At 42.1% G+C, this 21,500-nt stretch carries 18 protein-coding genes and 1 riboswitch; of the genes, 8 read left to right on the top strand and 10 right to left on the bottom strand.

Features of this window, described 5'->3' with window-relative positions; translation table 11 throughout:
• Positions 1-110: 110 nt before the first annotated feature.
• Positions 111-255: riboswitch (TPP riboswitch) on the top strand.
• Positions 256-507: 252 nt separating this feature from the next.
• Positions 508-2,463: a phosphomethylpyrimidine synthase ThiC gene (thiC, locus tag I6E84_RS00860; protein ID WP_227681253.1), complete on the top strand. Its 1,956-nt coding sequence runs from the start codon at positions 508-510 to the stop codon at positions 2,461-2,463.
• Between the two features lie 214 nt (positions 2,464-2,677).
• Here thiC and I6E84_RS00855 read toward each other — a convergent pair whose 3' ends face one another.
• From I6E84_RS00855 to I6E84_RS00840, 4 genes are all read right to left on the bottom strand, one after another.
• Positions 2,678-3,445 (bottom strand): hypothetical protein, encoded by a 768-nt coding sequence (locus I6E84_RS00855; RefSeq protein ID WP_197215528.1) that lies wholly within the window; start codon positions 3,443-3,445, stop codon positions 2,678-2,680.
• 11 nt (positions 3,446-3,456) lie between these two features.
• Complete coding sequence (locus I6E84_RS00850) at positions 3,457-3,750, bottom strand: hypothetical protein (RefSeq protein WP_197215526.1); 294 nt, start codon at positions 3,748-3,750, stop codon at positions 3,457-3,459.
• 123 nt (positions 3,751-3,873) lie between these two features.
• Positions 3,874-4,764 carry a fructose bisphosphate aldolase gene (locus tag I6E84_RS00845; RefSeq protein WP_197215524.1) on the bottom strand — a complete coding sequence of 297 codons (891 nt, stop codon included), beginning with the start codon at positions 4,762-4,764 and terminating at the stop codon, positions 3,874-3,876.
• A 182-nt stretch (positions 4,765-4,946) separates the two neighbouring features.
• On the bottom strand, positions 4,947-5,795 hold the full coding sequence (locus tag I6E84_RS00840) for an EamA/RhaT family transporter (protein WP_197099601.1): 849 nt from the start codon (positions 5,793-5,795) through the stop codon (positions 4,947-4,949).
• Positions 5,796-6,316: 521 nt separating this feature from the next.
• Here I6E84_RS00840 and I6E84_RS00835 point away from each other — a divergent pair.
• The 3 genes from I6E84_RS00835 (at position 6,317) to I6E84_RS00825 (ending at position 9,831) form a co-directional block, all read left to right on the top strand.
• The gene (locus I6E84_RS00835; RefSeq protein WP_197215522.1) at positions 6,317-8,224 is read left to right on the top strand and encodes an ABC transporter ATP-binding protein; all 1,908 of its coding nucleotides are present in this window, start codon (positions 6,317-6,319) and stop codon (positions 8,222-8,224) included.
• A 90-nt stretch (positions 8,225-8,314) separates the two neighbouring features.
• Positions 8,315-9,205, top strand: a complete 891-nt coding sequence (locus tag I6E84_RS00830; RefSeq protein ID WP_197215520.1) for an alpha/beta fold hydrolase — start codon at positions 8,315-8,317, stop codon at positions 9,203-9,205.
• Positions 9,206-9,213: 8 nt separating this feature from the next.
• Positions 9,214-9,831, top strand: coding sequence for an alpha-ketoglutarate-dependent dioxygenase AlkB family protein (locus I6E84_RS00825; protein WP_197215518.1), 618 nt, complete (start codon positions 9,214-9,216; stop codon positions 9,829-9,831).
• A gap of 24 nt (positions 9,832-9,855) precedes the next feature.
• On the opposite strand, the gene I6E84_RS00820 is transcribed toward I6E84_RS00825, so the two are convergent.
• From I6E84_RS00820 to I6E84_RS00810, 3 genes are all read right to left on the bottom strand, one after another.
• A complete protein-coding gene (locus tag I6E84_RS00820; protein WP_197215516.1) occupies positions 9,856-10,851 on the bottom strand; it encodes an NADP-dependent oxidoreductase in 996 nt (331 codons plus the stop codon).
• A 123-nt stretch (positions 10,852-10,974) separates the two neighbouring features.
• Positions 10,975-11,733, bottom strand: coding sequence for an endonuclease/exonuclease/phosphatase family protein (locus I6E84_RS00815; RefSeq protein ID WP_197099595.1), 759 nt, complete (start codon positions 11,731-11,733; stop codon positions 10,975-10,977).
• A 208-nt stretch (positions 11,734-11,941) separates the two neighbouring features.
• Positions 11,942-13,054: a hypothetical protein gene (locus I6E84_RS00810; protein ID WP_197099593.1), complete on the bottom strand. Its 1,113-nt coding sequence runs from the start codon at positions 13,052-13,054 to the stop codon at positions 11,942-11,944.
• An 816-nt stretch (positions 13,055-13,870) separates the two neighbouring features.
• On the opposite strand from I6E84_RS00810, the gene I6E84_RS00805 reads away from it, so the two are divergent.
• The 4 genes from I6E84_RS00805 to I6E84_RS00790 all read left to right on the top strand — a co-directional run bounded on the left by I6E84_RS00805 (position 13,871) and on the right by I6E84_RS00790 (position 17,501).
• Positions 13,871-16,030, top strand: coding sequence for a M3 family metallopeptidase (locus I6E84_RS00805; protein ID WP_197215514.1), 2,160 nt, complete (start codon positions 13,871-13,873; stop codon positions 16,028-16,030).
• Positions 16,031-16,288 carry a YheV family putative metal-binding protein gene (locus I6E84_RS00800; protein ID WP_110922062.1) on the top strand — a complete coding sequence of 86 codons (258 nt, stop codon included), beginning with the start codon at positions 16,031-16,033 and terminating at the stop codon, positions 16,286-16,288.
• Positions 16,289-16,408: 120 nt separating this feature from the next.
• Positions 16,409-16,909 (top strand): hypothetical protein, encoded by a 501-nt coding sequence (locus I6E84_RS00795; RefSeq protein WP_197215512.1) that lies wholly within the window; start codon positions 16,409-16,411, stop codon positions 16,907-16,909.
• Positions 16,910-16,937: 28 nt separating this feature from the next.
• Entirely contained in the window at positions 16,938-17,501 is a 564-nt protein-coding gene (locus tag I6E84_RS00790; RefSeq protein ID WP_197215510.1) for a hypothetical protein, read from the top strand.
• A gap of 230 nt (positions 17,502-17,731) precedes the next feature.
• Here I6E84_RS00790 and pnp read toward each other — a convergent pair whose 3' ends face one another.
• The 3 genes from pnp to I6E84_RS00775 all read right to left on the bottom strand — a co-directional run bounded on the left by pnp (position 17,732) and on the right by I6E84_RS00775 (position 21,401).
• A complete protein-coding gene (gene pnp, locus I6E84_RS00785) occupies positions 17,732-19,834 on the bottom strand; it encodes a polyribonucleotide nucleotidyltransferase (RefSeq protein ID WP_197215508.1) in 2,103 nt (700 codons plus the stop codon).
• A gap of 723 nt (positions 19,835-20,557) precedes the next feature.
• On the bottom strand, positions 20,558-20,824 hold the full coding sequence (gene rpsO, locus I6E84_RS00780) for a 30S ribosomal protein S15 (RefSeq protein WP_110922066.1): 267 nt from the start codon (positions 20,822-20,824) through the stop codon (positions 20,558-20,560).
• A gap of 400 nt (positions 20,825-21,224) precedes the next feature.
• Positions 21,225-21,401, bottom strand: a complete 177-nt coding sequence (locus I6E84_RS00775; protein ID WP_197215506.1) for a hypothetical protein — start codon at positions 21,399-21,401, stop codon at positions 21,225-21,227.
• Positions 21,402-21,500 lie beyond the last annotated feature (99 nt).

The following is a 21,500-nucleotide window of genomic DNA, read 5'->3' as shown; positions in this document are numbered from 1 at the left end:
GTTCTGTGCTTATCACAGATTTGAAATCTGCTATGTAGATGGAACACCTATGGCCAAATACCATTAGCCCTCATAGCAGAATTTTGTTAGTATGAAGGTGATTCACAACACTGACAGACTCGGGGTGCGGTGTATTATTGGCTAGCTTTACTAAACTTGCTTTATTAAAGTCATCGCCTTGATACATTCGCTGAGAGATCACCCGCCGAACCTGATGCGGTTAGTACCGACGCAGGGAAGTCTTAAGCACTTTGTTATTTATAGCAAGGGACGTGCAGAAATGCCTTTTCATCTTCATTACTATCTTAGTGTGTGTGATGTACTACTAAATAGTGAAGAATGATACAAAGCTGCGTCCAACGTTTGATGAGTATCACTCACGACTATATCACTCAGTTTTAGTCGCGAATGATGCTCATGAACTGAATTTGCCAAAATTACAAATGCTACCCCCGCAGCTACTGGCGGTGTTGATTTTATTCAAAAACCAACACGCTAGGACAGCATATGACGACTTCTAATGTACAAGCAGCAAAGACCCATATCCCAGCTGACAATACTCTTCTGACTTCAGAGCCAGCTCAAACGACCAACAGTAAAGCCGATAAAAAAGCAGACGCGCTAAAAACGCCTGCTCATCGCACAGCAAGTGATGCTCGCTTCGAAGAAGATGCCCGCGATTTGCACCGGATACTTCCCGCCTCTCGTAAAGTTTATATCGAAGGCTCACGCCCTGATATTCAAGTGCCCATGCGCGAAATCACCCTTGACCCTACTCCTATACAGGGCGTTTCTGAAGGTGAGTGGGAGCAGAACCCACCATTTTATGTCTATGACACATCAGGTGTTTATACCGATCCCAATGTCGAGATTGATTTGACAAAAGGCTTGCCGAAACTACGTGAAGGCTGGATTGCTGAGCGTGGGGATACCGAACAATTAAGCGGATTGTCTAGTTCATACGGACTGGCACGCGCCCGCGATATCAGTACTGCCAACCTTAGATTTGCTCATATTGATAAACCTCGCCGTGCCAAAGAGGTCGATGGCAAAGCTGGCAACGTCACGCAAATGTACTACGCACGTCGCGGTATTATCACCCCAGAGATGGAGTACATCGCCATTCGCGAAACACAAAAACAGCATGAGCTGACCGATATGCGTCAGCACGATGGTGAGAACTTTGGTGCTAACACGCCGACGGTTATCACCCCTGAATTTGTGCGTAGCGAAGTAGCGGCAGGTCGCGCGATTATTCCAAACAACATCAACCATCCAGAATCTGAACCGATGATTATCGGACGCAATTTTTTGGTGAAAATCAACGCCAATATCGGTAATTCAGCACTAGGTTCTTCTATCGATGAAGAAGTGTCTAAAATGACATGGGCCACGCGTTGGGGTGCGGATAACATCATGGATTTATCTACTGGCAACCATATTCACGAAACCCGTGAATGGTTGATTCGTAACTCGCCAGTACCGATTGGCACCGTACCAATTTATCAAGCATTAGAAAAAGTCGACGGCGTGGCAGAAGACCTGACGTGGGAAATCTTCCGTGATACGTTGATCGAGCAAGCTGAGCAAGGGGTGGATTACTTCACCATTCATGCAGGTGTGCTGTTAGATTATGTGCCAATGACTGCCGGACGTCTAACAGGCATTGTATCGCGCGGCGGCTCTATCATGGCGCAGTGGTGCATGGTGCATCAACAAGAAAGCTTCTTGTACACGCACTTTGAAGACATCTGCGAGATTATGAAAGCCTATGATGTGGCCTTTAGTTTGGGTGATGGTCTGCGCCCAGGTTGCTTGCAAGATGCCAATGACGAAGCGCAATTTAGCGAACTCAGAACCTTGGGTGAGCTGACCAAAGTGGCATGGGAGCATGATGTGCAGGTGATGGTTGAAGGACCTGGGCATGTGGCAATGAACCGTATTAAAGAAAATATGGATTTGCAACTTGAGCTGTGTGCTGACGCGCCATTTTATACTTTGGGGCCATTAACGACAGATATCGCGCCGGGCTATGACCATATCACCAGTGCTATAGGGGCTGCGATGATTGGCTGGTTTGGTACAGCCATGCTCTGCTATGTCACACCAAAAGAGCATTTGGGTCTACCCAATAAAAAGGATGTTAAAGACGGCATCATTACTTACAAAATCGCGGCTCACGCTGCTGATCTTGCTAAAGGTCATCCAGGTGCGCAATCTCGTGATAATGCATTATCTAAAGCCCGTTTTGAATTCCGCTGGGACGATCAATTTAATCTAGCGCTTGACCCAGATACGGCACGTGAGTTCCATGACGAAACGTTGCCAAAAGACGCTCACAAAGTTGCCCACTTTTGCTCGATGTGTGGCCCTAAGTTTTGCTCGATGAAAATCACTCAAAACGTACGGGATTATGCGGCGGGGCTGAATAAAGATGCCACTAATCAAAAAGTCACGTCTTAAACGGGTAACTTTACGGATGCTCTTCATCTGATTTAAGACGTGGATACTGAGCTGGTTCATCAAGTTGGTGAAGCCAGTGCTGAGGAAATTCGTCAAGGCATGGCGGAGATGACCGAAAAGTATAATAGTGAAGGACGTCAGTTGTATAAAGAGGTGTAGCGCTTTACTTACTAGAAACTGATTAACTTAAAAAGCTTGAATCCAACCACTGGGTTCAAGCTTTTTTTATATTCTTCCTTTTAATCTCTATAAATGCCACAAAGCTAATCACCAGATAGATAGGTGTCAACACCATATAACCTAATGGCAGGACCCAAATAGAGAATAAAGCTCGACTTTCTCCCGTTGCACCTTTACCAATGACTATGTCCGTTACCAGTAGAAAGATATAGTAGGCTATCAAACTAAGAAAAGGGACTAGGAATCCGCCGGTCAGTATAACGACCCAACGATTCTCAGGCTGAGTTTCTTCACGTCGACTCATCATGAGTAAATGTAATATACCTAGCGCAAACAACGCAATGAAAGCTATAAATGGCGAGGCTGCCGTTAAAACATTAGCCAATGGACTCAGTGGTTTCTGAATAATAAAATCAGTCTCTTTCGCAAGATTATCGTTGAAATATAATGGTTGATTCACCGATAATGCCGCTTCTTCATTATCGATATTGACAGTGACATGGTCAGTATCACCATCAAAATTTAGAGTGACCGTTGAACCTTGAAATAGCTGGCTCTGTGTATCACTCTGCTGCATAGGCTTTAAGCTATATGAATAGATATGTCTTGCCGTCCAATCACTACCATAATAGTGTGGATGGGCATCATAAGTAGCTATGACAGTGTGCAACCCTTGTGATAAATCTACGTTGATATATTTAGACTCTGCTCTAAACGTTTGACCGTCTGTATCTGTAGGCGAGTAATAAAAGTCAGCCGTATCAAGCACCGTATCATCTTCGGCAAGTACCTCAACAGGCACTGATTGACCATCTATAGAGATTTCGAAATCACCACTTTGCTCAAACTATCCAAACCATCGAACACCTCAAACACTAATGGGAATTGCAGACCTTCACGATTGTTATATAGCTCATAGGTTACCGTATAACTATCATTATTAGTATCTTCTATAACGTCGATGTCGACCGACTCTGATATGACATCAATACTCTTATTGAAATAAGCAGCACTTGCCCAAGTTCCTGAATAGGTGACTGGTTCCATAGCTTGGCTAGAAACAGTCCAACTTAGTAACAACAACCCTATGATAGTAAGTCGAAACACAATATCTCCAAGCTTTATTAAAAATAAACACAAGTTTACTATTCATTGATAATAAAAACTATAAAAAAATCCCAGTAAACATGACATTTACTGGGATTACAAATTCGCTTTCAATCTTTAACTTTAACCCTTCGACGCCTCATAAATCTCTTCGATTGACGCATCAATGACACTGGTAAATGCTTCATCACTCTGTTGCTTACTCAAACCTTCAGTAAAGGCACGTGAAAAGCTCGCAATCATACCTGGGTTTTGCTTAAGCTTATTACAAGCATCGGTACGGCTATAACCACCCGACAATGCCACGACTTTCAATACTTTTGGATGATCAATCAGTTCTTGATAAAAACCAGATTCCTCTGGTAATGTCAGTTTGAGCATGACTTTCTGCTCATCGTTCAAACGCTCCAGATTATGCAAAATACTAGTCTTCAATATAACTTCGCACTCATGCTTTTTGCTACTATTGATATCTACTTCAGGCTCAACAATGGGCATCAAACCTTTTGAGATGATCTGCTTTGCGACATCAAATTGCTGCTGCACGACTAGCTCGATACCATCGACATTTGGCTCATAGATTACTGAGCGCATTTTAGTACCAAAGACGGGATAATTTTTTGCTTTGTCTAATAATAGGTCTAAGTTCGGCATTGGCTTCATAACTTGCACACCATTCATTTGCTCAGCCAACCCTTTATCCACTTTTAAAAATGGCACGATATTCTTATCTTCCCATAGATAGTTAGCCGTTGATTTGCCATTGACCTCACGCTCCATGGTATCTTCAAATAAAATCGCGCCAAGGACACGCTCGTTATCAAAAGCGGTGCAAGTCATCATACGGGCACGCATCTCATGGACTAAGTCGAACATAGCTTCGTCATTGTCATAATCATCACTTGTGACACCATAGTTTTCTAGCGCCTTTGGTGTGCTACCGCCACTTTGGTCAAGTGCTGCGATGAAACCTGAACTGGTTTTTACGCGCTGTAATTGTTTTTCGTATTCCATTAAGAGTGCATCCTATTTTTATTGATTGAGGTCAAGTGTCACAAAACCAACTGCTTTTTGTCAACTTATATCAGCCTTGCTGTTTGTAGACAACCTTAACATAGGACGCTCTTTACGCCTATATCTGATCGGTTAACGCTTTCATAAAGTCGTCATCACACTCACGTCTTTAGAATAACTTTTTATGCTAAAAACAGTAGCGCCACACAACAAATCGCTAATAATAAACCTAATACATTAATACGATTAAGATGCTCTTTAAAAACCCCAACACCAATCAAAGTGGCGACTGCGATAACGCCAACATTCATACCAGTAAAGACGATACTGGGAGAGTCATGCATTACTTGATGGGCCCGTACATAGGCATAGATATTACCCATATTAAGCGTACCTAATAACAGTCCTGCCGCAAGCGCATTTCCTTGCCAGCGCACGCGAGTAACCAGTAAATAAATCAGCAGTAATAAACCTGCTAACCCAAAACTGACAAATAGCGTGAGTGGAAAAGCAGTGCCTTGTTTGGCAACCTGCTTGAATAAGATATCAATGATGCCATAGCCCGCCCATACGCCAAACAACCAAAGTGGAGTACGTTTAGCGTGCTGACTAATCTCAGCATGCTGTGGACGATAGACCAAAGCTGCTAATGCCAGAAATCCTAACGCCAATCCCAATATATGCGTACCCGTGATCAGCTCACCAAACAATAAGAAAGAGGCCACGATAGGAATAATTAATGATAGACGCTGTGCTGCATCGGTCGCGACCATACCCACTGCTTCGATTGTCCGACCAAGGATAATGAACACAGCAGGTAGCATTATACCGAGAGCGCCAATCACACCCCATGCGCTACCAAGGGTACTCATCCCGCTTATATCTGGTTTTAGCAAAAGCCAAGTTAATAAACAAGCCACTGGATAACCAGCAACGATGGTCTGACGTATATCTATGTTTTTTTGCCGTAAAATCTTTAATAACACTGAAACAGCGACGCTACAAAACACCGCTATCGTTAAATACACCATGAGTTTTTACCTTGTTAAACGACTATTTTTGCGTGATGACTTTTCAAAAAATCAGAAAGTTCAAAAAAATAGCAAATTCAAAAACCAGAAAGTTTGCATATGAAATTTGAGCTGCCGAAAAGAGTAGAATAATAACATGTAACAAAATATTTTTGCGTAGCTATCAATTGAATTGAGGACAAGACCTAATAACTAGGGCGTGTCCTCATTTTAAAAATGGGGATGAAAATGAGATAAATCGCAGTCAAACAAGGAAAATAGCGCAGATAATATCGAGATATTAGTCAGCTATTTGACGCTGTTTGGCAAGATTTAGCCATTTTTAACCCATTTAGATGACTATCGATTGAATTGAGGACACGCCCTAATTGACCTATACCGTTCAAATTACAATTAGCATGCAGGTCTAATTGTGAAGTTTGCTAAAATAGCGAGCAATCCTAATAACTAAAGTAACGATTCAAAACAACGAGTGATACCGTTGATTTTGGCGTACTGCTATTGATGTTTTATGACTACCTATGAATACTCTATTTCGCTTTTTTGAAACTCGCCTGCCTGCCTTCCCTGATTCCCCTATGCCGCTACCCTCACCTCGTGATGGCATGCTTAAATTTCTGTGGGTGTGTACCAAAGGTCTACGCGGTTGGCTACTGCTATTTATGCTGTTGTCAGCAGGTATTGGTATCTATGAAGCGATGCTGTTTGCTTGGATTGGTAATATCGTCGACTGGCTTGGCGTATATACACCGCAGAATTTATGGTTAGAAAAAGGCGATATGCTGCTGATGATGCTAGCAGTCATGATAGTCAGCCCATTATGGATTGCCTTATCATCGTTCATTCATTTTCAGACCTTGCAAGGCGTGTTCCCAATGCAAATGCGCTGGCGTTTTCATCAGCGTATGCTTGGGCAGTCAATGCAGTTTTATCAGGATGAATTTTCAGGGCGTGTCTCAGCTAAAGTAATGCAAACGGCACTAGCCGTGCGTGATACCGTGATGACCGTTACCGACATGTTTATGTATGTCTCTGTCTACTTTATTACCTCGGGTATTATTTTATTCAACTTAGACAGCTTACTATTAATTCCATTTATCATCTGGTTCGTCTTGGTTGCCCTGAGCATTTGGTACTTTATTCCTAAATTAAAACACACTGCCATTGTTCAGGCAGATGCCCGTGCATTGATGGTTGGACGGATCACTGATGCTTATGCCAATATCATGACCGTCAAGCTATTTAGTCATTCACGCCGGGAGCTAGGTTATGCTAAGAATGCCATGGGGCAGTTTCTAGGCACTGTCCATGCACAGATGCGCTGGGTCAGCTATCTAGAAGTCTCGACTCATCTTATCAGTGTTATTTTGGTCAGTAGTACTGCTGGTATTGGTCTATATCTATGGCAGCAAGGAGACGTCGGTGTGGGCGCATTTGCTGCTGCAACGGCGATGGCACTACGTTTGAATGGTCTGACACGTTGGATTATGTGGCAAACTGCCAGTTTATTTGAAAGTATCGGTACGGTACAAGATGGCATGCGCACATTATCAGCCCCACAAACCATTGTCGATCAGCCAAGCGCGCCCGCCCTAGATATATCTAAAGGTCGTATCGTGTTCGATGACGTAGATTTTAGCTATGAAAGTAATAACAGTGCCGATAATATCGAAAGCCAAAATATAGACGAAGCAAAGTTACCAGCAACCTCTACTATCAAACTTCTCGATAACTTTTATTTGGACATCGCGCCAGGTGAAAAGATAGGTTTGGTTGGCCGCTCTGGTGCAGGTAAATCAACGTTGGTAAATTTACTATTACGCTTTTTTGATGTTGATAGCGGTAAAATCCTGATCGATGGTCAGGCGATTGATGCGGTTACTCAAGAGTCTCTACGCCAACAAATCGGCATGGTCACCCAAGACACCTCTTTATTACATCGTACCGTACGCGAAAACATCGCTTACGGCCGTCCTGATGCAACCGATGAAGAAATCATTACGGCTACCAAGCAAGCCCAAGCTTGGGACTTCATCAAAGACTTATATGATGATAAAGGCAATGTTGGTCTTGATACCCAAGTCGGTGAACGTGGTGTCAAACTCTCTGGCGGACAACGTCAACGTATTGCCATCTCACGTGTTATGCTAAAAAACGCGCCGATTTTACTATTGGACGAAGCAACCAGTGCACTTGACTCTGAGATTGAATTTGCCATTACCGAAAGCCTGAATGACATTATGACTGGCAAAACAGTCATTGCCATTGCTCATCGTCTCTCTACCATTGCCGCACTTGATCGACTGGTCGTCATGGATAAAGGTCGAATTATCGAGCAAGGCAGTCATGATGAGCTATTGGCTCTACACGGTGTCTATGCACGGTTATGGCATCGTCAAAGTGGTGGCTTCTTAGGTGAAGACAGCTAGGGCGTGTCTTCAATTCACTCGATAGTCATCTCAATAGGCTAAAAGTGGTTAATTCTCATTAAAAATCAGACACAAGGAGGTGTTTACCTTATGAAAGCATTTGCAAAAAGTATTAATATTAGTGGAAAACAAGCGCGCTACTATAATCTTAGTCGGCTTGCTCCGTCGGTACCATCAAACACTGCCTCACGTGTACCGGCACACTTTTATGGTGGCAATAGCTTCACTGTTGGCACCTATCTACCACTACTAGGTGCTTTGGCAACTAACTTTGACATCAAATCCCTAGCCTTACGCGGCTACTGGTACGACAAACCGCAACGTCGTCGTCTAACGCGCGAACAAGATGCCGAGATACTTATTGAATTCCTAGAAAGAACACAAGACAAGCCTGTCGTTGGTATTGGCCATTCGCAAGGAGCAACTTCCACTGCAATCGCGGCGGCCAAACGCCCGGAACTGTTTTCACAGCTATATTTAATAGAGCCTGTGACGTTTACTAAAAGACAAGCCAGACTATATAACCTATTGCCACGTAAGCTTCTGCTGAACCGTGAGCCTTTTAAGAGCACGCTAGTCAAACAATCTATCTGGTCAAATATCGATGATTATTATGAGAGTTTACGCGAGCAACGTGCCTATCGACGTATCAGTGATGCACACTTACGGATATTCGCTGAGCAAAGCTTAATCAAAAATCCTGATGGCAGCTATACCTTGATATTCGCGCCCGAGCAAGAGCTCGCCAATTATTTTGGCGCCCCTCATATTGATAGCGCACTCAAGCAGCTTAAATGTCCTTATACGTTGATTACTGGCAAGCCCACTTTGTTTATCAATGACAAAGTGCGTAAGCAGTGGCGCAAATTCGTACCGGACAACCGTATAATATCCCTATCAGAATATGGTCATCTGTTGCCGATGGAAGCACCTGAATTATGTGCTCAAATCATCAATGAGAACTATCAAAGTAGCAAGTAAGCGTATTTATGACTGACCTCTTCTCCCCTGCACCGACTGACAATCTATTGCCTTATAATGGTAATGTGAACGACTTCGGTGTTGTTGTTGAGAACTGCGACACTTTGTATGATCGCTTATTAAATGAGTTACCTTGGCAATCTGATATCGTGACATTGTTTGGACAGACTCATATCACCACACGTCAAATCGTTTGGATGGGTGAAAGCAATACTACTTACCACTACTCTGGACAATCACGCTATGCCACTCCATGGACAGACTCTGTGTTTCACGTGAAACAATACATCGAGCAACAGCTATCAAGTATTGGCATCGATACTACTTTTAATTCTTGTTTACTCAATTATTATCCGTCTGGTACTGATGGTATGGGCTATCATGCAGATGATGAAAAGGAATTGGGTGCTCAGCCAATTATTGCTTCACTCTCTCTTGGTGCCACACGCAAATTTATCTTAAAGCATAAAAAAACCCAAGATAAAGTCGAGCTTCATCTTGAGTCAGGTCAGTTAATCGTCATGCATGGTGATACGCAAAAATTTTGGAAACACACCATTACAAAAACCAAAACCGTTGCAGCGGGACGTATCAGCCTAACGTTTCGACAAATACTCTCTCATTAGATTAAATATAGTCTAGAGCGTGTCTTAGCTTACTTTCAAAACAATCTTGCCGAAAGCATCGCCTTTTTGTAGCTCATGGTGAGCCGCAACCACGTCAGACAATGGATAAGTTTGCTGAATACGTAACGTCAACGCACCATCTGCAACAAGCTGTAAAACTCGAGCCATGTCCTCACCACTACGCTGCGACTTATAACCTGCCACATTTAAGTTCTTTTGGCTGCCTGCTTCTTTAAGCTTATCAACCCAAATCGTTGGTAATACATAGACATCACCTTCAGACTTCATGACATCAAGCGCTCGCATACCTGCTTCATTACCGACTAAATCTAGTAGCACATCCGCTTGCAGCTCAGGGAATGCCTCATCCTCAGTATAATCAATCCAGCCAGTCAGCTTAGATACATCTATCAATTCATCAAGCTGGGCGTATTTTTCTGGTGAGCAAATTACCGTCACCTTGATATTATCTTGCGCCACTTTATTCATTAGTAATTGAATCAATAAATGTCCGACGCCGCCTGCTGGAGCATTGATCACCACATGCTCACCGTCTTTAATATCTGCAAACTCTACAAACTGTATCGCCGTCTGTCCGATACAAGGCAATGCACCTGCTTGCTCCAATGTCACTGATTCTGGCACTTTTGCCAGTAGCTGGGCATCGACTGCGACATACTCAGCATAACCACCACCATTGAAAGTCAGCGCAGCAACTTGATCGCCAATACTGAAATGCTCGCTATTACTATCGACCACCACACCTGATACATCGAAACCTAAAATAGCTGACTCATTATTATCGAATTTTTCTTTTTGGATAGCGGCAGCACCCCAACCTTTTCCTTGACGTGTTTTATAATCGACAGGGTTGATACCAGCATAAGCGACTTTGACTAATACTTGGTTATTTTCTAATACAGGCACAGCGACATTGTCTTGGTAAATCATCACTTCAGGTGTACCGAACTCATTGATGAGTACAGCATGTTGGGTCGTTAGTAGTTGGCTATTAGACATCGTTATATATCCTTATATATTATCGGGCGTTTTTTGCACCCACTATTTTGATTGGTATTGTTTTAATAAAACGTTAATTTCAAAACATACTGACGACTACTTTATAACGGATTTAGATGTATTTTACAACAGCGACAACTCTGCACTGATTGGCAGATGATCCGACAGCGTCGACCAAGGCTTACCAGTGTGTACCCACGCATCCTTTATCTTTAGATTTCGCACATAAATGCGATCTAGACTGAGTACAGGTAACTTGGCTGGGAATGTTGGCAACAGCTTACCATGGCAGTGTTTAAAGGCTTCCGTCATCCCTAGACTAGTGGCCAGCTTATCGCAGGACATTTTTTTCCAATCATTAAAATCACCTGCCAAAATCAGGGGCTGATCATCAGAAATTTCATGACATATATAGTTAGTAATGGCTTCGTATTGCTTGATACGATCACGCTCAAACAAGTTCAAATGCGCGCACAGCACCACAACCGGTCTCTCCCAACCTATCGGCTGTACTTCACAATGCAACACGCCGCGCTGCTCTAGCTTATTGACGGTAATATTAACATTGTGTTTTGGATCTAAAGGAAAACGGCTCAATACGGCATTGCCATGATGACCATTCTCGTACTCTGAGTTTTTGCCATAGCTATTCTGTAGCTGTAAATACTCACCGAACCACTCATGCTGTGATTGATCAGGATATTCATTGTATTGCAGGTTTCGCTTCAGGTTTTGACCTTGCACTTCTTGCAGACATAGTATGTCGGAACCAACGATATCAAGTGCTTGGGCAATACCTTGCATTTTGACTTGTCGATTTAATGGCGACATACCTTTATGAATGTTATAGCTGGTTAGAACAAAAGAGGTCGTAGTTTTCATTTTATTAGTCATAGACTTAGTATTTATAAAGTAAGGATTGATAGTGCTTCTTCAAAATTTATCGCAAAAATATTTAGTAATGTGGGGTCAAACACACATCAACATAAAAAAGCATTGATTCGTATAGAACCAATGCTTCCATGTTATACCTATCCGCCATCAATGGCTAATTCATACATAACTCTCATTGATGGAGTGTCTTAGCAAATCAGTAACGGGTTACCAAAGCAATCGGTTGATCTGCACCCATGATTTCTTCTGGTAAGAATACCGCTTTACCACCATTGTGAATGACATGCTCAATGATTTCGCCTACTGCATCATCAGTGACACCTTCGGTGGTAGCATCATCTACGATACTCAATGTTTGCGCTTGCTCATCAATTTTAGCAGACTGGATATATCGGCGGCGCACGTAAAGTGTCTCACCCACCCCTTGGAACGCGCTACGATAGATTTCTTGTAGGTCAGTTTGTAACATATTGGCACCGCGAGCTTTATCAATCTCACCCATGGCTGCTTGATGTAGCGACGTACGATAGCCTTCTACTGCTTCTTGTACACTGTCGATGATATGCTGGGCATGGCCATCTTCTAAGTTGGTTGCATTTGATACTGTGGCAATGATGTTATCTGGACGGTCGCATACTTCTTTATAATAGCCGATATTTTTGGCATCGCCCACGACCACGAGCGGCATTTTATGCTCGCCCCATAGCTCTTGCACACTCTTATCTACTTGGTTAAAGAACTCTTTTAAATAGCTGCTCTCATTGTTCGACGAGCGATCTGTGCCGCCATCTCCTGTTGTATACAGGCCATTATTTTCGATTGGGAACGGGATATTATCCATATTGTTTTGCACATCGTCGTCTTTACCTAACTCTCTAATGACTCGATCATTAGATGCTTCGATTAAACGTGCACCATCACGGGTTAGCACTACCGTATAATAATGAACCGCACTTGCCATATCACGCACCAAATCTCGAGTCGCAAAACGATGTGAAATCATAACGCGCTCAGTGGTATCGATCGGCATACGAATCACTTGCACATCTTCAGTACTGGCAAAAATAGCTAAAGTATCGAGATTTAAGTTATGATTTAGCTCTTTGGTTTTGGCATGAATATTATCTAGAATCGTGGTCGCTATACGCTTGTCGTATTCATTGGTTAAGCGTTCTTCGACTACTTTTAATTGGTTTTTTAGGGCGATTGGATCTTGATCATTGGCAGGATGCTCACGATGAGTCTTGACAAAAATACTGACCGCAGGATTAGCATTGGTCTCGCGTAAGCTTTTGAGAGTTGCTTTCATATATTGCTCCTTGTTTTATTATCATTTACTCTTAACGTTGTAGATTTTCTAGGTGTCAGTTATTAATAACTAACCACTTATGCAATGTACGCTTTTAAAACTGATAAAAAATCGAGGCCTTATAAATGCCTGCTTTCATGTGTCAGGAAATTTAATCATATCCTCTTTGATTAGGGCGTGTCCTCAATTCAATCGATAGTTATTTAAATGGGTTAAAAATGGCTAAATCTTGCCAAATGGCGTCAAATAGCTGGTCAATATCTCGATATTATCTGCGCCATTTTCCTTGTTTGACGGCAATTTATCTCATTTTTATCACCATTTTTAAAATGAAGACACGCCCTAATGTTCTATTACTTTTCTTTCGAGGCCGTACATACTTTCATATCAGTCTATGTAGTCGATATTTAATACATAGAATCTTAATACCTTACATAGAACCTTAATACCTTGGGTATCAACGCATTAACGATTATTTTTTTGTGCTATTACTTTGATGCTAACAGTAAGGTCACCCTATCTATACGACTAATTTGCAATCAAATGATGGTTCTTTGTAAATAGAAAGATTTCTATCACCATAGACATTGAGGCTTTTTGTTCCATATCCTCTGTATATCAACGACGACATTCCTTTACCCTCTATATTATGAGTACTCAGGTTGTATTTCTATCAATCGAACCCATCTTTTATATAACCTACCTATAAAACTGTAAGATACTAAAAAGCCAACGCACTGCATTTTTGGTTAATTAATATTTTTATCACATCACACTTAATTAATAATAATTCATTCACTAATATCGGATACCTTTATGACATCTATTTCTTCAGACTTACGGCTTGTCGATTTTGCTACTGCTACGCCGAGTATGTTACAAAGCCAAGTTATCGATGCTATCGATAATGCCAATGCATTTTTAGATGCGATGACAGATACCATAGATAATAGTACTTCCGCCCTAGAGGATGTGATGACTTTTGATCATATCAATCTCGCGCTAGATCGCAGTTGGGGTATCCTATCGCATCTTAACAGTGTGATGAGTAATGATGAAATTCGTCATGTACATCATGAACTACTGCCTAAACTATCAGCTTATGGCACTCGTGTAGGACAACATCAGCCACTATTTAATCGTTATCAAACGATCGTGAATGACACAGTATTTTTTGCGACGCTTGAGCCTGCGAGATCACGTGCCATTGAGCTTGCTCTAAGAAGCTTTGAGTTATCAGGAGTTGCACTACCTAAAGCTGAACAAGAAAAGTTTGCGGCCATTCAAAGCAAACTATCCACCTTATCGGCAACCTTCTCTGACCATGTTTTAGATGCCACACAAGCATTTGCACTGCCTTTACAAAAAGAACAGTTAGCAGGTTTGACCGAAAGTGGTTTGGCATTATTGGCAGATGCAGGTGAGCAATACAAAGCCCGTCAGCTTGCCAGCGATGTGCTCACGCAAGCTGATATTGAGACGCTACCAACGCCTTATTATGTGGCAAGTTTAAACATTCCTGTCTATCTCGCTATCATGACCCATGCTGATAATCGCGATTTGCGTGAGACTATGTACCGTGCTTACGTTACCCGTGCATCTGAATTTGATAAGCATACCAATGCTAAAGGTGAGTCGCTAAACAATGCTGATATCATGAGTCAAATTCTAAGCTTGCGTGAGCAAAAAGCAAAACTACTAGGTTTCGATAATTATGCAGAAGTCTCACTATCGACCAAAATGGCTGACAACGTAGCGGAAGTTGAAGCCTTCTTACGTGACCTAGCAGAGCAAGCAACGCCTACTGCTAAGCAGGACTTAGCACAACTACAGAAATACGCGAAGAACCATAGTATCGATGACCTGCAATCATGGGACAGCGCCTATATCGCTGAAAAAGTAAAGCAAAGCGAATTTAGCTTGTCACAAGAGGAAATACGACCTTACTTCCCATTACCAAAAGTGATTGATGGTTTATTTGCCATTGTTGAGCGCTTGTACGGCATAAAAGTTCAAGAGAAAAGTGAATCTGTGTCACGCTGGCATGAAGATGTGCGTTTTTATCAGTTGTTTGATGCTGACGACCATTTACTTGGCGGCTTCTACTTCGATTTATTTGCACGCAGTGGTAAGCGAGGCGGTGCTTGGATGAGTGGTTTCCAGTCGCGTTATACTTATGATGAGCAAGATCACCAACAGCTGCCTATTTGCTTTATGGTCGGCAATTTCACGCCTGCACTTGCGGGCAAGCCAAGCTTATTGACTCATGACGAAGTATTGACATTATTCCATGAGTTCGGTCACGGCTTACATCATCTACTAACCCAAGTGACTGTCGGTGATGTCGCTGGTGTCAATGGCGTCGAGTGGGATGCAGTTGAACTACCAAGCCAGTTTATGGAAAACTGGGCATGGGATGCGGAAGGTATCGCACTGATTAGCAGTCATGTTGAGACCGGAGAGCCGTTGCCTAAAGACAAACTCGATGCACTATTGGCTGTCAAAAACTTCCAAAGCGGCATGCAAACACTGCGTCAAATCGAATTCGCCCTGTTTGATTTATTGATTCATGGGCATTCGCCAGCACTTGATTATGATGGTGTTTTAGCAACGCTAAACAAAGTACGTAGCGATATCTCTATCATGCAAACGCCTGATTATAACCGCTTTGCTAACGGATTCAGCCATATCTTCGCAGGTGGTTATGCGGCTGGCTATTACTCTTATAAATGGGCTGAGCTGTTATCTGCAGATGCCTTTAGTAAGTTTGAGGAAGACGGTATTTTTAACTCAGCCACAGGTAAATCTTTCCGCGAGTCTATCCTGTCCGTTGGTGGCAGTTTTCCAGCCAAAACCAATTTTGAGAACTTCCGTGGTCGTAGTGCCAGCATCGATGCTTTATTACGTCATAGTGGTTTTGATAGCTCTAAAAATATCAACGCTGCCAATGCTCAAACGACTCACGAGGCGATTTAAATGCGTTACCAATCATCAAGCCCTAAACGTCGGTTTTTAGCAGGCGTTCGCTGTCCAAAATGCCAAGCGATAGACGCGGTAGTACAGGTGAATATCGTGACTCCAGCACCTGATGAATACATCGAGTGTACTTTGTGTGGGCACGCAGAGCATCGCCCTGACCCTGATGCGATCAGTGCCAAAAACCATCTCGAGGATCAACTGGCTCGTGATGCAATGGTCACGGGTACAAGTGGTACAGTGAAGTTCAAATCCTAATTATCTGATATTACGCGTCAAGTCCTAATCGCTACTGGCCTATCTATCAATAGATAGGCTTTTTATTTTGAGTTTGCTATAGTATGGCTATCTATATTTCTAACATAAATCGACTACAATATGAAAAGCCAAAATATGCGTCCTTTATCAACTAAACTATCAGAAGAAAATTCTACTAAATCTTGGAAAAAATGGTTGCTAGCATTGATATTAGCAACGCTATTTATTGGTTACTTGATTTGGAAAAGTGCTTTGTCTGATACAAGCACATCTCTACCAGTCACAAAACAAATTGAAGCGACAGAGTCTATTTCTACGCCACTTAATAGTGTGACGAGCGATTTGGAAGATACAGATGTACCTGTATCTTCAAATAATCAATCGCTTGATCCTGATGCTATTTTGAGCGCGCCTTTACCAGAAACGGACAGTTTGGCCAAAGAAGAGAGCGATCGTCTCAATGACGAAACCAACCGCTTAGTTGAGCAAGAGAAGTTACTGGCTGAACAACTTGCTATGAATAAGCAGTTGGCTGACATGAAAGCAGAGCAAATTACATTGGTTGAGCAACAGATAGCTCAACTAGAAGCGAGTGGTACTGTTAAGACTGAGGTCAAATAAATTTATATTTATTATAAAGGGGCTGGCAATGGCGACTCTACAATTAACCCAGGCCCCTATTCTCACGAGTAGCGCACAACTACTTATTCTGCCAGTTAATACGGCAGGTATTCTTCTAGATCCTGTACTCACAAAATCTAAAACTTTATTTCCTGATAATTATCAACGTTACTATCGCGCGTGCCGTGATGGTAGTTTAAATGTGGGTAGTTGTATGCTCCATAAGCGTGCACTTGAGCAAGCTGGACTGGGCATAAGCAGTAATGGCAATCAACCAAGCTATATCGCCAACCTTGTTATATCAGATCATCCTTATCACCCGGTACGCATGCGTTGGTTGACAGAAGCAGTAACAGACTGTCAACAGCAGCTCATACCTTTGATACGCTATCAAGGTATCCGTAGAATTGCCCTACTTGCACGTCCGCTTATACATAATAGTGTACGGAATAACGACCCTGAAACACGAAGTTCAGGGCAATCACTTCCTTTAGATTGGGATGCTGATATTTTGCCGTTACTGATTGAGAAATTACAAGATCTGCCTAAGTTACGTATCGACGTACATGTGCCTAAAAATATTGAAGTTTGAAATGGAATAGGCCGAAGTGGTTAAGACAATATAGCACCGAGAAGTACCATTATTAGCAGCGGTTGGCCCCAGTGAGTGTAGAGCTAATATCTAATCGTTTAGCGTCATAACCTCGTCCAATATTATATAATCTAAGAATAATGCCCATAAAAAAACCGCCTTGAATACTCATGACGAGTAGCTCAAAGCGGTTCTTTTGTACTAAATTAAACAAAACCAATTGTTAAAAATTAGTTCTGCTCAATACCTTTCATAGTCAGCTTAATGCGACCACGGTTATCAACGTCTTGAACGAAGACCTTAACGATCTGACCTTCTTTCAAGTAATCTGATACATTTTCTACGCGCTCTTCTGCGATTTGTGAGATATGTACTAGACCATCAGTGTTTGGCAATACGTTAACGAATGCACCGAAGTCAACAATACGAGCAACTGTACCTTCATAAGTTTTACCGACTTCAACTTCAGCAGTCAATGCTTCGATTTTACCAATAGCTGCTTTAGTCGCTGCTTTGTTTTCACCAAAGATACGAATCGTGCCACCGTCATCAATATCGATAACTGCGCCAGTTTCTTCAGTTAGCTGACGAATCATCGCGCCGCCTTTACCGATTACATCACGGATTTTGTCCGGATTGATTTCGATAACCGCATAGTTAGGCGCATGAGCATTGATTTCAGTACGGCTCTCTGGCAATACTTTATTCATCGCATCTAGGATATGGATACGACCAGCATGGGCCTGCTTAAGCGCTTGCTCCATAATATCAGGCGTAATACCTTCGATTTTGATATCCATCTGAAGCGCAGTAATACCATCTTTAGAACCAGCAACTTTAAAGTCCATATCGCCAAGATGATCTTCATCACCTAAGATGTCTGATAGTACAGCGAAACGCTCGCCTTCTTTGACCAGACCCATCGCGATACCAGCAACTGGTGCTTTTAATGGTACGCCTGCATCCATCAATGCCAAACTTGCACCACAAACAGACGCCATAGAAGATGAACCGTTTGATTCAGTAATCTCTGATACCACACGGATGACATATGGGAAGCGTTCGCTATCTGGAAGCATTGCTTGTACACCGCGACGTGCTAAACGGCCATGACCAATTTCGCGACGCTTTGGAATACCTTCACGACCCGTTTCACCTACTGAGAAATGCGGGAAGTTGTAATGCAGCATGAAATGGTCACGGATAGTGCCACCTAGCGAGTCAATCATGTTGACGTCACGACTGTTACCCAATGTGGTCGTAACCAATGCTTGCGTCTCACCACGAGTGAATAGTGCTGAACCATGCGTGAATGGCAATACACCAACTTGTACGTCAAGCGCGCGAACGGTCTCAAGATCACGACCATCGATACGTGGCTTACCTGACAAGATATTGTCACGAACCGTGCGATACTTAAGGTCGTTATAGATTTCTTTAAGCTCAGTTACGGTATCAGCATAACTTTCTGACTCAGCATCACCAGCAAGCGAATCAATAATTGACTGCTTGATTTCGTCAAGCTTAGCGTAACGTTCTTGCTTGTCTGTGGTAGTGTAAGCATCTGCAACTTGCTCACCGAACTGCTCTTTCATGCTGCTTGTAAGCGCTTGATCGCGTTCAGGAGCACTATACTGTTGTTTAGCAGTACCGATCTCTTCTGCCATTGATGCAATATTATCAATAACGATTTGCTGTTGCTGATGACCGTATAATACCGCGCCTAGCATCTGATCTTCTGAAAGCTCTGCCGCTTCAGATTCAACCATCAATACTGCAGACTTAGTACCAGCCACAACCAAATCAAGATCGCTCTCTTTGAGCTGCTCAATGGTTGGGTTCAGTACGTATTCACCGTTGATAAAACCAACACGTGCTGCTGCAACTGGACCATTGAATGGCGCATCAGAAATAGCCAATGCCGCTGAAGCACCGATTAGTGCAGCGATATCAGCTGATTGAGTTTTATCTGATGAAACGACTGTCGCTGTGATCTGAATTTCGTTAACATAGCCTTCAGGAAATAGCGGACGAATCGGACGATCGATTAAGCGCGAAGTTAAAGTCTCAAACTCGCTCGCACGGCCTTCACGTTTGCCATAAGCACCCGGAATTTTACCCGCTGCATACATTTTTTCTTGATAATTAACGGTTAGCGGAAAGAAGTTTTGACCTGCTTTGGCTTCTGATTTTACGACCGCAGCAACTAGGACGGTAACGCCGCCCATGTGAACTAAAATAGAGTTTGCCTGACGTGCTACGCGACCAGTTTCGATAACAACTTGCTGGTTACCGTATTGGAATTCACGCTTAATAGTGTTAAACATTGTCATATAATATTCCTAATGTTGACTGACAAAAATAATATCAGCGCTATAAAAATCTGATATCTGTCATTAAAATTCTTTGTATATAGCCGTTTATTGACAAGGCTCCTGTTGTAGGATGATGTCAATTAGGGTCAATATCGCTACCTATTTATCTCATATATATGTCTATGATAGACATCGTACGCTTACGTATATTTGGTCGTTCAAATTTGGTTGTACTATAAATACTATCAAAGACCTTCATACAAAAGGCATCAGTGATCAAAACTACCATACATGATATTTTCTGTGTTCTTTAAGTATTTATATTTATAGTGGCTAGACTATAGCCAATCACTCTGTAAATAATCGCTATATAACTAGCAGCCATATGATAAAACTTACTAGGCATTATTTTACAGTGATTTATAGTCATTGACCAATGAATTGCAAAATGGAGCATATCCTGCAAGTTCGCATTTCAATTCTGATTAAACCATCAATGTTATCGCTAATCAGCTATTTATTACTTACTTTCAGATGGCTATATCAGTTAAGACAACAACTCTTAATAGCCCATACTGATAAGCATAAAAAAACGGCGTGAAACTATTCCACACCGTTTTTAGAAAAATCTATTTTATCGATATTAGCGAGCAAATGCTAAGCGGCTTAGCAAAACCTTTAAAATAATGCCACATACGGGCACTTTTTAATTTGGTAGCCACTCGCACTGTTGTCGCTAGATTAACGACGTAGACCTAACTGGCTAATAAGGGTGGTATAACGACCAAGATCTTTACCTTTTAGGTAATCAAGCAATTTACGACGGGTGTTAACCATACGGATAAGACCGCGACGGCTATGATGATCCGCTTTATGCGCTTTAAAATGGTTCTGTAGATCGTTGATACGAGCACTTAACAAAGCTACTTGAACTTCTGGTGAACCAGTGTCGCTTTCGCCACGTTGGTATTGAGCAATGATTTGTTCGCGATCAGTATTAGTTAGCATAAATATCTCCGGCAATGCTAAAAGCTTAAAAATACACTCGAATTTGAGTCGTTTTAAAAGCAGTAGAATAGTAAATAAAGTAACTTGCACGTCATTCAGGACAACCCTGCATTACTAGAGTTGACCTAGTGTACGACAAGCTCAATTAATTATAACGATCATTTATATGAAGCTGCTATGAGACAGTATCTAATATAGCCATCCGTTTTGAATAGTCTACTGGATACAATATCCCATCTAAACTAAATTTAAATGTGACGCTGATTATAACAAAAAACTGCTGAACTCGCAGCAGTTTTTCACATTAGTTTTACGGCTAAATTAGCTTCTATCGAAAACATCAAACCTAGTCATTTACAAACTCTAGTCATTTACAAACTGAGCCATCTGATAGTGCTATTTATTTTTTGATATCGCTCTCAGTAGCATTACCACCAAGCTGGTCATCTCCGAGCGGTGCCGCTGTAGTGACTTCCGCTAAGCTAGCTGGAGTACTATGTTCGCTAGGATTAATCTCTTCTGCAAGCTTTTCAATCTCTTTTTCTTGCTCGTCCATACTGTTTGATGAATTACTCATATTAGCTCCTGAATTATTATTTTTTTGGACTAACTGCGATTGCACTCATTGATACTGAAACGTGCAAACTATAAATACATTAGTATGGCTCTACTCTGG

The sequence above is a fragment of the Psychrobacter sp. SCQQ22 genome (assembly GCF_015864605.1).
In the GTDB taxonomy this organism is placed as follows: domain Bacteria; phylum Pseudomonadota; class Gammaproteobacteria; order Pseudomonadales; family Moraxellaceae; genus Psychrobacter; species Psychrobacter fozii.
The sequence above is the reverse complement of the archived record's forward strand: the minus strand, read 5'-3'. Positions and strand labels throughout refer to the sequence as shown.

What these genes read in the sequence shown, in the direction of transcription:
- thiC (WP_227681253.1), top strand. Translation starts at nt 508, where the DNA reads ATGACGACTTCTAATGTACAAGCAGCAAAGACCCATATCCCAGCTGAC.
- I6E84_RS00845 (WP_197215524.1), bottom strand. Translation starts at nt 4,764, where the DNA reads ATGGAATACGAAAAACAATTACAGCGCGTAAAAACCAGTTCAGGTTTC.
- I6E84_RS00840 (WP_197099601.1), bottom strand. Translation starts at nt 5,795, where the DNA reads ATGGTGTATTTAACGATAGCGGTGTTTTGTAGCGTCGCTGTTTCAGTG.
- I6E84_RS00835 (WP_197215522.1), top strand. Translation starts at nt 6,317, where the DNA reads ATGAATACTCTATTTCGCTTTTTTGAAACTCGCCTGCCTGCCTTCCCT.
- I6E84_RS00830 (WP_197215520.1), top strand. Translation starts at nt 8,315, where the DNA reads ATGAAAGCATTTGCAAAAAGTATTAATATTAGTGGAAAACAAGCGCGC.
- I6E84_RS00825 (WP_197215518.1), top strand. Translation starts at nt 9,214, where the DNA reads ATGACTGACCTCTTCTCCCCTGCACCGACTGACAATCTATTGCCTTAT.
- I6E84_RS00820 (WP_197215516.1), bottom strand. Translation starts at nt 10,851, where the DNA reads ATGTCTAATAGCCAACTACTAACGACCCAACATGCTGTACTCATCAAT.
- I6E84_RS00815 (WP_197099595.1), bottom strand. Translation starts at nt 11,733, where the DNA reads ATGAAAACTACGACCTCTTTTGTTCTAACCAGCTATAACATTCATAAA.
- I6E84_RS00810 (WP_197099593.1), bottom strand. Translation starts at nt 13,054, where the DNA reads ATGAAAGCAACTCTCAAAAGCTTACGCGAGACCAATGCTAATCCTGCG.
- I6E84_RS00805 (WP_197215514.1), top strand. Translation starts at nt 13,871, where the DNA reads ATGACATCTATTTCTTCAGACTTACGGCTTGTCGATTTTGCTACTGCT.
- I6E84_RS00800 (WP_110922062.1), top strand. Translation starts at nt 16,031, where the DNA reads ATGCGTTACCAATCATCAAGCCCTAAACGTCGGTTTTTAGCAGGCGTT.
- I6E84_RS00795 (WP_197215512.1), top strand. Translation starts at nt 16,409, where the DNA reads ATGAAAAGCCAAAATATGCGTCCTTTATCAACTAAACTATCAGAAGAA.
- I6E84_RS00790 (WP_197215510.1), top strand. Translation starts at nt 16,938, where the DNA reads ATGGCGACTCTACAATTAACCCAGGCCCCTATTCTCACGAGTAGCGCA.
- pnp (WP_197215508.1), bottom strand. Translation starts at nt 19,834, where the DNA reads ATGACAATGTTTAACACTATTAAGCGTGAATTCCAATACGGTAACCAG.
- rpsO (WP_110922066.1), bottom strand. Translation starts at nt 20,824, where the DNA reads ATGCTAACTAATACTGATCGCGAACAAATCATTGCTCAATACCAACGT.
- I6E84_RS00775 (WP_197215506.1), bottom strand. Translation starts at nt 21,401, where the DNA reads ATGAGTAATTCATCAAACAGTATGGACGAGCAAGAAAAAGAGATTGAA.